General features: G+C 30.3%; 16 protein-coding genes. All 16 read right to left on the minus strand.

The features are described 5' to 3' along the window. Positions 1 to 5: 5 nt before the first annotated feature. The 16 genes from B2694_RS09990 to B2694_RS10065 all read right to left on the minus strand — a co-directional run bounded on the left by B2694_RS09990 (position 6) and on the right by B2694_RS10065 (position 14,606). A complete protein-coding gene (locus B2694_RS09990; RefSeq protein ID WP_346885606.1) occupies positions 6 to 1,007 on the minus strand; it encodes a S66 peptidase family protein in 1,002 nt (333 codons plus the stop codon). Between the two features lie 59 nt (positions 1,008 to 1,066). Then, positions 1,067 to 1,918, minus strand: a complete 852-nt coding sequence (locus B2694_RS09995; RefSeq protein ID WP_346885607.1) for a DUF2268 domain-containing putative Zn-dependent protease — start codon at positions 1,916 to 1,918, stop codon at positions 1,067 to 1,069. 103 nt (positions 1,919 to 2,021) lie between these two features. After that, positions 2,022 to 2,870 (minus strand): GNAT family N-acetyltransferase, encoded by an 849-nt coding sequence (locus B2694_RS10000; RefSeq protein WP_346885608.1) that lies wholly within the window; start codon positions 2,868 to 2,870, stop codon positions 2,022 to 2,024. Positions 2,871 to 2,929: 59 nt separating this feature from the next. Further along, a complete protein-coding gene (gene cutA / locus B2694_RS10005) occupies positions 2,930 to 3,292 on the minus strand; it encodes a divalent cation tolerance protein CutA (RefSeq protein WP_414632728.1) in 363 nt (120 codons plus the stop codon). Positions 3,293 to 3,474: 182 nt separating this feature from the next. After that, positions 3,475 to 4,431: a serine hydrolase gene (locus B2694_RS10010; RefSeq protein ID WP_346885609.1), complete on the minus strand. Its 957-nt coding sequence runs from the start codon at positions 4,429 to 4,431 to the stop codon at positions 3,475 to 3,477. A gap of 76 nt (positions 4,432 to 4,507) precedes the next feature. After that, positions 4,508 to 5,029, minus strand: a complete 522-nt coding sequence (locus tag B2694_RS10015; protein WP_346885610.1) for a GNAT family N-acetyltransferase — start codon at positions 5,027 to 5,029, stop codon at positions 4,508 to 4,510. A 30-nt stretch (positions 5,030 to 5,059) separates the two neighbouring features. Next, positions 5,060 to 5,857, minus strand: a complete 798-nt coding sequence (locus tag B2694_RS10020) for a class I SAM-dependent methyltransferase (protein WP_346885611.1) — start codon at positions 5,855 to 5,857, stop codon at positions 5,060 to 5,062. A 70-nt stretch (positions 5,858 to 5,927) separates the two neighbouring features. Further along, positions 5,928 to 6,809, minus strand: a complete 882-nt coding sequence (locus B2694_RS10025) for an aminoglycoside 6-adenylyltransferase (protein WP_346885612.1) — start codon at positions 6,807 to 6,809, stop codon at positions 5,928 to 5,930. Between the two features lies 1 nt (position 6,810). After that, positions 6,811 to 7,395, minus strand: a complete 585-nt coding sequence (gene mtnN, locus B2694_RS10030) for a 5'-methylthioadenosine/S-adenosylhomocysteine nucleosidase (RefSeq protein WP_346885613.1) — start codon at positions 7,393 to 7,395, stop codon at positions 6,811 to 6,813. A gap of 57 nt (positions 7,396 to 7,452) precedes the next feature. Beyond that, the gene (locus B2694_RS10035) at positions 7,453 to 8,280 is read right to left on the minus strand and encodes a DUF2785 domain-containing protein (RefSeq protein WP_346885614.1); all 828 of its coding nucleotides are present in this window, start codon (positions 8,278 to 8,280) and stop codon (positions 7,453 to 7,455) included. 48 nt (positions 8,281 to 8,328) lie between these two features. Further along, positions 8,329 to 8,880, minus strand: a complete 552-nt coding sequence (locus tag B2694_RS10040; protein ID WP_414632729.1) for a GNAT family N-acetyltransferase — start codon at positions 8,878 to 8,880, stop codon at positions 8,329 to 8,331. A 32-nt stretch (positions 8,881 to 8,912) separates the two neighbouring features. After that, positions 8,913 to 10,103, minus strand: a complete 1,191-nt coding sequence (locus B2694_RS10045) for a hypothetical protein (RefSeq protein WP_346885615.1) — start codon at positions 10,101 to 10,103, stop codon at positions 8,913 to 8,915. Positions 10,104 to 10,207: 104 nt separating this feature from the next. Further along, a complete protein-coding gene (locus tag B2694_RS10050; protein ID WP_346885616.1) occupies positions 10,208 to 11,077 on the minus strand; it encodes a hypothetical protein in 870 nt (289 codons plus the stop codon). 94 nt (positions 11,078 to 11,171) lie between these two features. After that, on the minus strand, positions 11,172 to 12,014 hold the full coding sequence (locus B2694_RS10055; RefSeq protein ID WP_346885617.1) for an MBL fold metallo-hydrolase: 843 nt from the start codon (positions 12,012 to 12,014) through the stop codon (positions 11,172 to 11,174). Between the two features lie 11 nt (positions 12,015 to 12,025). Continuing rightward, on the minus strand, positions 12,026 to 12,457 hold the full coding sequence (locus B2694_RS10060) for a GNAT family N-acetyltransferase (protein ID WP_346885618.1): 432 nt from the start codon (positions 12,455 to 12,457) through the stop codon (positions 12,026 to 12,028). A 361-nt stretch (positions 12,458 to 12,818) separates the two neighbouring features. Next, the gene (locus tag B2694_RS10065; RefSeq protein ID WP_346885619.1) at positions 12,819 to 14,606 is read right to left on the minus strand and encodes an ABC transporter ATP-binding protein; all 1,788 of its coding nucleotides are present in this window, start codon (positions 14,604 to 14,606) and stop codon (positions 12,819 to 12,821) included. Between the last annotated feature and the right edge of the window lie 10 nt (positions 14,607 to 14,616).

Raw genomic sequence — 14,616 nt, forward strand, 5'->3', positions numbered from 1 at the left:
TCCTCCTATAATCCCCATTCCTCAATAATGCTTACTTTCTTGTTTGTAGCATCAAGTTCAATCTCACATCCTATTGGTAGTGTAAACATAGGATGTGTATGACAACAATCAAAATCTGCAATGAATGGTAATTTTTTATTACCTAATACTTCTAACAATATTTCATATGGTTTTCTACCTGTATTTAAGTCATCAAACAACTCATGCTTTCCAAGGATTATTCCTGAAATTCTATCAAAAACACCATTTACTTTTAAAAAAGAAAAACTTCTTTCTATTGTTGCAGCATCTTTTAAAGAATCTTCTATAAAAAGTATGTCTCCATCCTTTATTTTAGGCATGTACTTGCTCCCCCATATACCTTGCATTGTATTCAGATTTCCACCTATTACTCTACCTCTAGCAACCCCTTCATAGATCGTAATCCATTTATTTTCTCTTTCTTCTTTACTTCTATCTTGTGTTTCCCAATTAACATATTCATCTGTCCAATATTGTGGAATTTCAAAAACATAAGGAATTTTTGTTTTATCAATTGCAATTTCTTTAAAATATCTATAAGTAGAATCAACAAAGGGTGATAATTCCCCAAATGAAGCTACCAATGCAGGTCCATAATAAGTACTTATCCCTGTTTGTTCATAAATAGCAAGTAGAATTGCTGTAACATCAGAATAACCTATTATTATTTTAGGATTCTTTTTAAATGCTTCATAATCTATATAAGGAAGGAGTGAATTTGAGTTCATTCCTCCAATAGTGGACATTATACATTTTACTTTGGGATCTCTAATTAAATTATTTAACTCCTCTGCCCTCTCTTTGATACTACCTGCCCTATAGAAATCGTACTTTCCTGTTAAGTTTCCTTCTACTATTTTAAATCCTTTATCTTGTAAATATCTCTTTGCTCTTTCAAATCTTTTAGGACATGAATATGTTATTGGTGATGATGGCGAAAAAATACCAATATAATCACATTTTTTTAATTTCTCTATCTTACTCATATAATTTCCTCTCATAATTAAATTAAAATTCATTTATTTTTCTATACATTTATTAAAAATTACTTATTATTGTGACCATACCCGCTCATAGCATAAATTTCATCTGAATTCATTTCAATCATTTCCTTTGCACTAGTAAGTGGATAGTTTCTTTTAAAATATTCAACAATTCTATATCCAAAGAAATATCCTGCACACCAAGGTATTCCCACTTCATCATCACCAAACATGTATTTACAATAATCTACATCCGTCTCATTTAACAATTTAGAATAATGCTTATTCCATAATTCTTTTTCTTGTTCTCTACTTATTTGAGAAATCCACTTAGGATTTAAAGACGGATTAAAACTTTTTGCGAAGGCATCTGCTTGCCCATCGATTAACATAGATTCTATAAACTTTCCTGTACGTCCTCCATGTACCACGTGCCAATAATTTCCCCACACACTATGATGATACTCATGAGCAAATACATAAGGTATCCACTCTAAATAATTTTTAGCTAATGGATTAATATTTAATAAAATGTTACCAAACACATTAACTCCCCACACACCATTTTGATTTTTCTTAACAATCAAATTGTCATCATCAACGGGATAGATGGCAATCACTATAGGATCATCATCATAATTAGGAAGTGCATTTACTATTTGCATAAATTTATGTTTAATATCATTAAGATCTATATTTCTCATTACTTCAATCTGTTGTTTTAATTTAGATATATCCTTGATTGGCCGTGGTTTTCTATCAGACATATCAAATGGTGCCCATTGGCTAATTTTATCCCAATAAGGCTGAATAGCATATTTATCCCATAACATCTCACAATCTGCATTTTCTTTTTCCATCTCTAACAAGTAGCCATCCAAATTTTCGTAAACAGCTATTATATCTAACTTCATTGCATTCTCCTTTTTAACATAATTATCATGAATTACCGTTATATAATTTATAATAACCAAACTTACACATTTGACCATCATATAGTACTACTCTATTGTTATCTTAATATTTAAAACAGTATTCCTTGTAATCGCATATTGGTTTATACCCAATCCTCATATAAATACTATTTGATATAGGATTTGATAAATCAGTAACTAGTGAACAAAACTTATATCCTGTATTAAGTAAATGCTGACTTAAGGACGCTACGCATGATGATGCATATCCTCTTCCTCTTAATTCTGGTGGCGTATACACCATATTAACAACGATACCATTATTGGTAGGGCGTGCAGTACAAGCCATTGATACTGGAGTTTTATCTTCCCATATATATAGTTCTCTATTAATTATCTTGTTTTTAGACATCTCGTATGCTTTCTCATATGTTATATTTGAACCTTCACTATTTTCTAGATTATATATCCATGTAGAAACAGTTTTTAAATCTTCTTCTTTTGCAACTCTAAAATTTCCATTACTATACTCTGGATGCTTGACTTTAGTCAATTCATATACTCTCATATCAATTCCATCCACAGTATTACAATTCTTCATTTTACTCCACATTAAGCTAAACACTTTAGCAATTTCTATTGGAGCTATCACACCGTTAACATCTATATTATTATTAATCAAATCTTTAATTAATAAATCTATCTCATTTTCAAGAGTTAATCTATTACCATATATGACAATGGGAAATGGTGGAGTAATCATTGCAACAAGTACTATATTTTCATTTTCTTTAATAGACACAAAATATGGATTATTTATACTATCAGTCTTCTTATTTCTAAGTCTTAAACTCGTACCTAAAATTATATTATTAGTAGATTCACTTTCTTCAAGGAACTTTTGTGTTTCAATTAAGAAATCATTTGCATTATCATATCCTTTTATTAACATTGTTACCCCTTCTCCCCTAAAATTATTTTCAAATTTCATGACCTTTTTTTATTTATTCTTTATTCAAATAATTCATTTATAATTGGAATTATATTAATTAGTGGTTCTTCATAGGGATGAATTTTTTTAATAACCTTAATAGCATCCCTAACATATTCTTTTTTACATCTTATCTCAATCTTACATTCCTGACCCTCACACACATTGTCTATTTCGCCATTAAAAGGATTTGACCCTTCTAACGGTCTCCAATATCCTCTGACATTTGTTATAGAGATAACATTATCATAGTTTCCAATCTTGCAAGCATTCACTTTATTAAGTTCATCTCTTAATTCTATTACATATTCTTCTGGAACATATATTTCGATTTTTGCTTCTTTAAATTCCATAATTATTGAACTATTATACACTTCACTCATATAAATTTTCCTCTCAAACTTTAAGTTTTCATAGTATTCTCATTATTACATTTGCTCCTGTATGCTGTTCATATTTATACCTAACTACTACGGTAACTGATTTACAACTGTTTACAGAATTCAACAAAATCTTTTGAAGGTAATTTCGTTAATATTTCAATAGAATATCCTTCACTAAGATATTAAACAATATACTTTTCCATAGCTATCTGTGGTAAAAAGAAATCTTCTCCAAAAGCTTCTCCTGTGAATACCACTACTAAATCTAATTCTGGAACTACAAACGTATACTGGCCTCCAAATCCATTAGCATGAAATCCTCCAAAATTATTTTTCCACCATAGGTATCCATATCCGGCTCCAAAATTGGTGACTTCATTTAAATTATTAGGGGTATCTATATGCTTAGCAGTTGAAGCCTTAGTCCACTGTTCATTAATGATTTCTTTTCCTTTCCACATCCCATTTTTTAGATACATATAACCCACTTTAGCCATATCTAGCGGTGCTATTTCTATACTTCCTAATATACCATTGTCTTCCTTTTCCCATAAAATATCTGATATATCTAAAGGATCAAATAATATTCTTTTACTAAAAGAAAGCACGTCCTCTCCAGTAACCTTTTCTAATATAAACTGAAGTATATGAACTACTCCACTACAATAATTAAACTTATTTCCTGGAATACACTCTAAAGGTCTACTAAAAAAATACTTCACAGGATCATCACTTTCCCACATTTCATCATAGTTTTCATTATCATACCACTTCAATCCTGTAGACATAGTTAAAAGATTTTCTATAGTCATCTTCTCTATATCTCTATTTTCCTTATTAATCATTATTTCTGGAAAATAGTCTAGTACCTTTTGATTAATATCTTTGATTAAACCTTGTTCAATCGCCTTTCCAATTAGTATGGATGTTATACTCTTAGAGCAAGAGTATATGGGATGTTTATCTTCATTGCTATATTTATTAAAACCTATATTTCTCACTAAATTACCGTTTTTTATAATTACTAAATCATGTATGGGTTGGTCTTCTGTTTCAATAAGATTTATAAATTCATTAATCTTACCTTCATCCATTCCTTCTTTTTCTAGGGTAGATAAATTCCAATTATGATTTTTCATTTTTCCATACCTCTTTCCTAGATATTAATTTATTTCTAGCAACCAACTTGATGTTATAGTAAATTACTTTAATATTCTAAATCTCTATCCAATATCTTAAAACTTCTTTACCTGACTCTTTTGAAATTATGGTATTCTCTAACCTTCCACCATTGTACTCAATTATCTTTTTAGAACCAATATTATCAAAGTCACATGTTACTAAAACTGTTCTATGTCCTAGCACCCTTGCTTTTTCCAATATTAAATTTAATATTAACTTTCCATATCCCTTTCTTCTATACCTTGGTGATATATCATAACCAATATGTCCACCTTCTTCATAGTTTATCTCATTAAGCTCATATCTTAATCTAACAGTTCCTAAAATATCCTTGTTTTCATTTAAAAGCCACCATTCTGATGATGCAACGTGTCCCACTTCTAGATTAACTCCCTTTTCCCTATTCTTAAGATAATCTAAATAACTTTTAAAATCATAATTTGCTCTAGAATACCTTCTCTCAATCACATCTTCGTCATTTTTATTATAGTCATTAAACATTTCAATAAATTTTTCCTCAAGACAGAGTTCTGGCTGTACCAAATCAATCATCATTTACACCTCAATTCACAATGAATTTATTATTTACTTCTCTGCTACAAACAAAAGGTGATTGCTTGCACCTAAGAATTCAGGCTTTTCACAGCAATAATAGTGATAGTTAAGCCACTTACTATAACTTTCTTCATCCATATTATTTATTTTATCTGCCAAAAGTTCACTTAATCCATCTGTAGCAATCTCTGACGTAATTTTTAAGTCAGATTCTATTAATAGCTTTCTACACTGGTCTACTGTATGGAAAACAAAAGGAAAGTCTACAACTTTAAAGGTGTCATGATTATAGTTATCTTCCTCTAAAAACCCCTCATCATAGAGCATGGTTTCCGTAGTAATCACCATGTCATTGGATATAAAGGCAAATAACATCTTTCCATCATCCTTACACACTCTTTTTACTTCTGCTATGCACTTCATTCTATCTTCAATACTGCTTAAGTGATATAAAGGACCAAAGCATAGCACTATGTCATATTCCTTGTCTTTAATCCAAGATATATCTAGAGCATTACCTTGAAATACTTCAATTGACATGTTACCTTTAACCTTTTCTTTAATTTGCATAACATGTTTTTCAACTAACTCAATAGCTGTTACCTGAAATCCCTTGCTTGCAAAATATAGGCTATACTCTCCTGTTCCAGCTCCTAAATCAAGTATTTTCATACCTGGCTTAAGATGTTTTTCAATCTGTCTTACTGTTGTTAAAAACTCCACTTGAGTTGCCTTTGTAGACAATCTTGATACTTCATTAAAAATATTATAAAGAGCCGAAACTCTATCATCTTCCTTTTCTATCTTTGAAATATCCTCTATCTTCATCTAAATACCACCTTACCTAAAATTGTGAGTCTGCCCCTTTGTGATTTTAAAAATTAAGGCTAACTTATAATTAATATATTTCTGCAGCATCCCTAGGTAATTCCTTGATATGCTTTATAAACGCAAAGCTTCTTTTAGCTTCATCATAATTATATTCATATCCAAATATTTTACCTACTTCAGGCGCAATCTCTTCAAACAATTGGCATGTTGTAATCAGCGCATTCCAAGAAAAATCATAATCACTCATATTAAAGGTACTCATTAGCCTTGTCCATACATCTAAATCTAAATATTCTTTTAAATGTTTATCTGCTTTTCCTATACTTACCTTAAATTCTGTTTGAATACCAACCTTCCAAGATAGCATGGTTAATAATTCTTGTCGTACATAACTATTCATTACTTCTATTGTAAAAAGAATTTCTTCCCTCCAAAGTCCTTTTGCACAGTATGGTGCTACCCACCAAAAATTATTACATCGACTAAAATATTGTCCATAGGTAGGTCTTTTAACCCAATAATCTTCATCAGTTGTTGCTGGTATTTGTGGTAAACAGTTGTCTTTATCAAGTAAAGGAACAGTTAACTTATCTTTTCCATATTCCTTTATTAGCATCTCCATAGGCTGAATATGCAAGTCAATTCTATTTCCATCTGTAAACTGTATTAAATAGGTGTAGCCATTTTTAAAATCAACATCTCTACCTTGCATTTTGTCAAGCTTATCAGGTTCTTGAAAAATAATTGGATCACCAAAAACACTTATCCAATCCTCATCTCTCAGAAAAGATTCTGTATCAGTAACTACATAAACAATGTCATAGTCCTGAAAAATGTCTTTTTTTACATTAGGGTTTGCCCGATAACCATTCATATAAACAGCTCTAATTCGGCTATCTCTATTTGCAACACTCAATATTAAATCAAACATTTCCTTTTCAGTTCTCATGTTACATCCACCTAATCTCTAATATTTTTTTAACAATATTAATAGAATTATTTGATACTGATATACAGTTATTTTCAAATACTTCTACACCACATTCTTCTTCCGTATCTGTTATGGACCTTATTGCTATGAATGGAACATTATTCACGTAACACACATGAGCAATACTTGCCGTTTCCATATCTACACAAAGTGGATGATATTTAGAAATTATTTCAGTACGACCATTATCACTTATAAAGGCTTCTCCAGTAACAATTCTTCCAAAGAATATTTTTTGAGTGAATGTATTTTTATCTATCACTGCTCTACATAATTCAACCAGCTTACTGTCTGCTTTAAAGTATATACTTTCCATCCATGGATGATATTCAGTCAAGATACCTTCATCCACATCATGATATGTTATTTCTGTTGAAATAACAGTATCTCCAATATTTAATATATTATCTATTCCTCCTGCTACCCCTGTCACAATAATATGAGTAACATTGAATTTATCTATTAATATTTGAGTTGCAATGGCTGCATTAACTTTACAAACCCCACAATACAATGCAACAACATTACTGTTTTTGTATATCATGGACAACATCTGCAATGTCGCTTGAAATCTGCATTACCTTTAGCATTTCTACTCCCCTTATTTAAATCTACTTATTTTATTCAATACTTCTCTAGCTGTATTTGCAATATTCTCATATTTAGGTATATCAATTAGTCTAAAGTACAGGCTTTTTAAGAACATATTCACATTAAATGCAATGACTAAATCTTCTGGATACTTTCCTACTTTTTCTATTTTATTAAAACTTTTTATCCATTCTTCAATTTCTTCTATTGGTATTATTTCTCTTTCCAATATAGATTTAACAGCTGTTATCATACGTTCATCTTCAAAATGAATGTATCCATAGTAATTTATATTTAACTTTTTATAAAATGCATCTAGTATGTTTTTTAATCTCTCATATCCAATTTCTTCACACTTAGCAAATTCATCTAGAGCATCAGCACCATGGGCAGCTCCATGAGCCCATCCTTTAACTTCTACATATCCTCTAATATCCTTATCTTCATTATAAAATTTCAAAAGAATATCAAAGGCCTTTTCAATATCACTTTTAGATAAGAACTTATCCATTCTATGTCTATAGATGCATGCTGCAACTATTTCACTTGAAAAGGTTCTACCGAAAACCGAATCATCAATGTTACCTAAACCCTTAAGAATATGATTTTCATCTAAAGCTATCCACAATAGCTCATTAACCTGCTTTTCTGATAGCTGATTTCCATCTATCCACGTAAATAAATTGGAAAGTATAAGATCATCACGTAATTCACTATCAATATCCCCTATATTGTCCATCATTTTCAAAGATAACTCATATGGATTTACCCCTTCTGGTACTTTATAATCATTTTCCTTTATACTCTTTAACAATTCTTTTAATTCTTGCTTTTCCAACTTATATTTCTCCCCTTTAACCTTTTATTAAATCCCCGTAATACGCCTTTATTCTATATATAAATCCATAAGAATTTCATCATCATAATTTCCATCTATGTTAAAGAAGTTTCTATGAACTCCCACTTTTTCAAATCCAAGCTTCTCATAAAGATGTTGAGCTTTTTTATTGCTAGCTTTAACACCTAAACTTATAGTTTTTATAGTTTCATGATTTTTAGCAAAGTCTATTAATACTTTCATAACTGTAGTGCCAATTCCCATGCTCCAGTATTCCTTTTTTACTGAAATAGCTAATTCACTATTATGGGCTATTCTTTTTCTATTCGGAGCACTAACTTGAGAAACACTAACTATTTGATTATCTATAATACCTAGGAGCATAAGAGCATTATTATTTTCATTTATATTTTTAATATATTCCCTCTCCTGTTCTACAGTAAGTCTAAACTCATTCTTACCAAATAGAAGGTTATCACTTTCTCCACCAACTATATTTAGATACTCAATCATAGCCTCTGAATCCTCTTCAGTTGGTTTTCTTAATATAAGCACCTTGCCATTTTCTAATTTTACTAGCTTTAATATGTCATCCTTCATACTCATCACTTCTTTCTATAAACCTATTTTTATTAATCATATACCCTCATGCTCTTTAAGTATCTTCCTTCTTTCTTACTCTCATATGGTTTAGCTACAATTCCTTCTTTTATTAATTCCTCATTGGCACGTCCAAATATTTGATGCCAAAGTTCATTTCCTACTTCCTTTATACTCACTTTATGCTTAATTGCCGTTAAACCCTTGGAATATTTCTCTATGCTACTTAAGGTATTTTTTACTGTTTCAAGGATCTCTATAAGAATAATTTCACCTATTTCGGTGACTATTTTCATATCTCTTTCTTGAAATATAGGTACATTACAATATAATTTATTATCTGTTTCATCTATGTTTATGTAGTCCATCTCTTTAAGAAAAATTGCTAACTCTTTATCTTCATTTGACAACTCATTATAATTAATTGCTTCACTAAAAATTCCCCACATTAGTTGGCCACATTTTTCCGCAATATTTTTATTAACCTTATCTATAATTTTTATATATGGTAGATTTAAATCTTGGAAAGGAGTTGAATTTCTAATACTCTGTTGTGTCATTCTAAAAAATCTATACATATCTTTACGTACTCCATTAGAATCTCCAAAACTATTAAAGATAAACTTATTACTTCCATAATTATTACTACTGCATAAAGGTTTATTGCTATAACTATCAACAATATAGCTGTCTTCATATCCAATTATCATATAATTCCTATTACCTGGCTGAAGCTTAGAGCTAGTAAATACATTTCTTTCTTCAAAAAAATCAAAGGCAATTCCATCAAAAATCATGTCGCAAATTATATGATATAGTAATCTTTCTTCATCAAAAATCTTATAACTTGATAAATTTTGAAGCTTCTCAACTACTAAAGGTTTTATCTTAATAATTCTATCTACTATTTGCTCTCCCACATTCTTTAGATATACATCCATGATTTCAATATCACTCTGTAAAAATATAGGGAAGTTTATTTTAAATTTTTCTTTATTTTCTTCTATTGCATTTATTCTTTTCAAATTACTTATAATACTATTTAACCTATGATTATCAATATCTATAAATTTACTTATATCCTCCTGTGTTAATGAAAACGCCTCATTTTCTGCAATGATATATAATATTTCTGATGCAAAATTTTCATCACACACATATGCAGGGTTATATTTATCATAAACTTCTATATCACCAAAATAATATAAGTTTAATCTTTTCATATTATTCCTCTTTTCTTTTACGCCTTTAATAAATCCTTATTTTTTACTTTTTAGCATATTGTAAAAGCTATTTCCTTCTCTTGTGATTGTTACTATTTAAAAACTTAACTTTTTAAATAGCTTAAAACTTCTTTTTCTATAAGATTAAAATCCATAGCTGCTATATCTTCCACGGTATATCTCTTACTTAACTCACCTATCAGCTTAGCTCCTAAGAAATACCCCACATCACTGATACCTAAAACTTTGAACCAATCACCATAAAAGTCTCTAGTTCCTTTTTCTTTGTCCTTTAAAGCTTCTACATATTTTAATTTAAGTTCTTTTTCTAACTCTTCACAGTCAATGCTCCACTGCTCTCCCCTAGAATCAAAACTACTCTCTCCTAATACTTGTTGAAAATATTGGGCAAAGCCTTCCTCATATATATTCCAGATTCCTTCATTATACTTACTCTGCTCTACCTGCTTTGGTAATTTTGATTCACCTCTTATTTGAAAGTGAACTACATGACAAAGTTCATGACAAACTAAAGCATCTATTTTCTCCTCCTGTTGCCATCCAAGCTTTGCAATCTTATCAACACCAAAGAGCATAGCTCTTTTCCCCTCATATTCATCTACCCATCCAGCAGAATTTAATAATCCCCTATATAACACTATATTTATATCCATTTCAATATGAAATATAGCCTTAACTTTTTCTTCTATACCATTAAAAGTCTTTAAAAGATTCTTATAGCCTTCTATCATATTAGGAAAGTCCTCCTCAGACCTATTAAATACCATAGTTAGTCCTATTTCCTTCCAGTTATACCCTTCTGATTCATAGTCTTCTTTACACTTTCTCCCCATCTCTGGAAAATTACTATTGTAAAACTTCTCCCATAACTCCATCTTTTCCTTAGGCTCTTTATTTAAGTTTTCTTCCATAAATCCATTATAATCCTTAAAAGTATCTATAATGTTTATCATCATAAGTCACCTAGCTTTCTAAAAATTCTAAAAATTACTCTTTCTCTTTAATCCCTACTGAACAATTCTATAATCAAAATTATCTTCAACAATTTTATAACTCTATTACCATTCCATCATAGGCAAAGCTAATATCTTCATAATGATTTTCTAGTTCTAAATAATCATCATAGGATTTTCCCCAATCTTCCTCAAGATGTGTCATTATAACCTTTTTTATATTATATTTATTCTTTAACTCCACTATCTCATCCATTACAAATAATTCTTCCCTTAAAGGATTGTCCTCTTCTAACTTAAAGTCACCCTTTAAGACATCACCAATAACTGTATTACCTATAATCATTACATCACCATCCTTAAAGATTCCATTCACTGGGAAAGGTTTTACATCACAAGGAGCATATATAAGCTTCTTTTCTCCTTCTTCAAAAACAAATACTGTAGCAGATTCAGCCTTAATTAGAGTTATTTTTATTTCTCCTATTTGTATTGAATCATTAATTACATGTCTTTTTATTAAATTTCTTATTTTTTCATAGTAGTGAAAATATGAGCCATGCTTTGAGCATATGGAATTTAAATCTTCCATTACATGATCCATAGCTATAACTTCTATGGGATTTTCACATTCTATTCCTTGGGAAATATTTAGCCAATTTAGTCGAAGCTGTTCAAATACCCTCATACCAAGGGTATGATCTGGATCCATATGACTATATAAAACTCTATCTATTTCCTTAATTTCTCCATAATTTAAGCTTTGAGCAATATCCTCTGGAGTATCTATTAGTAGCTTAGCTTCTTCTAGATATAAGCTACATCCAAATCTTGCATAAGGATTTCCCTTCTTTCTTGCCTCCATACATACTCTACAGCAGCAAAGTGGCTTTGGTAGAGCAACACATCCTCCACTACCTATTATTTTAAAAATCATAGTAATCCCTCCTATAGCTTCTTAGTTAAAAAATACTCCTTATGTCCTTTAGGGCTATCCTCTAAAATTCCAAAAACCTTATATCCATTCTTCATATAAAAGTCCGGGCCTTGAAAATCGAAGGTATCTAGATGTGCTATATGACATCCTTGACTCCTTGCTGCATCCTCTGCCTCTTTCAAAAGTATTGAACCATACCCTCTATTGCGATAATCATCCTTAACCCACAATGTGTCAATATAGAAAATGTGCCAAAACACAGAGTAAGCTAATATGCCTCCCATAACTTCACCCTTTTCATTTTTAATACAACGATTTATCTTAATGTATGGCTCCTCTTGTTCAAAGGGTTTAGACAGTTTGTTATGTTCCGTAAGCATTTCATCAATATAATCTATTTCTTCCTCATTAGGTATTTCTATTTTAATACTTTCTTCATTCATATTTATTTCCCCTTAATATACAAAATTGGAAATAAGATTAATTAATATTTATTCAATCTTATTTCCTAATTAAAGAATTTAATCCTTGTATTTTAATACCATTTACCATATAGAAAAATGCTGAAACCCGCATGAACAGAACAACTAGTTAACTAGTTAACTAGGAAACTAGTTAAATATACAAATAGTTTCCTATGAAGCTATATAACTATTTACATAGCTCATAGGTAAAATTTAATTTTAAATCATGCATTGAATCAGCAATAAATTTTATTTTCTTATATTATTCACAAGGAAACTCCTTTTCACTTTGTTCAAATGAGTAAGTTCTCAGATCTAAATCGTAGATTTAGATGGTCACTTATGCTCCTTCATTTAAGAAGCTGTACTGAGCCATGTATAAGTTATAGTAGAATCCTTTAAGTTTTAATAATTCTTCATGGGTTCCACTCTCTACAATTTCACCATCATCTACTACCATAATTTTGTCACAGTCTCTTATGGTTGAAAGTCTGTGGGCAATTACAAAGGAAGTTCTTCCATGAAGTAATTTATTTATACCTTTTTGAACTAATATTTCTGTTGCCGTATCTATATTAGATGTTGCTTCATCAAGGATAAGAATTCTTGGATTTGCAAGTAATGCTCTTGCAAAGGATATAAGTTGTCTTTGTCCTACTGAAAGCCTTGAACCTCTTTCGTTAACTTCTGTGTCATATCCTTTTTCTAATTTCATAATAAAATCATGGGCATTAACTGCCTTTGCTGCTGCTATGATTTCTTCATCAGTAGCATCTAATTTTCCATATCTAATATTTTCCTTAATAGAAGTTGAGAATAAGAAAGTATCTTGAAGCATTATTCCCATTTGGCTTCTTAAGGAATAAAGATTGACCTTAGAAACATCCTTACCATCAATTAAAACTTCCCCTTCAGTAGTATCGTAAAATCTACTGATTAAGCTAGTTATTGTAGTCTTTCCTGCCCCTGTTGGTCCAACTAAGGCGATATTTTCACCTGGTCTTATTTTAAAGTTTACATTGTGAAGTACCTGAACATCTTTCTCATATTCAAAGGAAACATTTTTAAACTCTACCGCTCCCTTAATAGTTGGCATATCTTCACTTCCCTCCATCTCATCAATGGTTGGTACTACATCCATAATTTCAAATATTCTCTCTGCTGCTGCAAAGTTAGTAACTAATGTATTGTAGTAAGAAGCTATATTTATGATTGGTCTCCAGAACATACTTGTATATGATATAAAAGCTATTATGGTTCCTATAGAAACTTCTCCACGTCTAGTTAAGGTTGCTCCATACCAAAACACTATGATGGAACTTATTCCAAAGGACATATCTATAAAAGACCAAAGCCAGTCATTATATTTAACTGCTGATAAAAATCCATCTCTAACCTCACCTACAGCTTTTTCAAATTTCTTAGTAGTTTCTCCTTCAAAGGTGAAGTTTTGAATAATCTTTATCCCTGAAAAAGATTCATGGGTAAAGCCATTTAAATTAGAACGTTTTTGTCTAAATACCTGCCATTTAGCTCTAGCTTTTACCATCATTGTAGATACTACAACTGCAAGTACCGGTAAAATTATTATAGAAACTATAGCCAATTTTGCATTCATTACAAAAAGTATTACTCCTATAGCTATAAGATTTAGTGCCTGTGGTATAACTGTAGTAACAGATTTTGAAAACAGCTCTGAAAGAGAGTTTACGTCTCCAACAACTCTCGCTAAAATCTTTCCTACTGGTCTATCGTCAAAAAAGGAAAATGAGAGTTTTTGTATATGAATATAAAGCTCTTGCCTTATAGTATGCAGTATACTGTGAGTGGTTTTATTCATTTGATAGGTAGATAATTTACTAGCATACATACCTATAACATTTATTCCTACTAACCCTAGACTTATAACTATAAGTCCTACTACATCTTTTACTTCAATATAATTATCTATAGCAATTTTTAAAAGCATAGGGCTTAAAAGCCCTGTACCCATTACTATAAGCATAAGAAAAAGTACTAAAGATACTTTTAACTTATAGGGTTTTACATATTTCACTAATCTTAATAGTATATCCCGACCCTTTAAACTATTAATTTTTTCGTCTTGATTAACTGAATTTTTAGCCATTCTAGCACCT

The organism is Clostridium sp. UBA4395 (assembly GCF_002390995.1).
In the GTDB taxonomy this organism is placed as follows: Bacteria; Bacillota; Clostridia; order Clostridiales; family Clostridiaceae; genus Clostridium_J; species Clostridium_J sulfidigenes.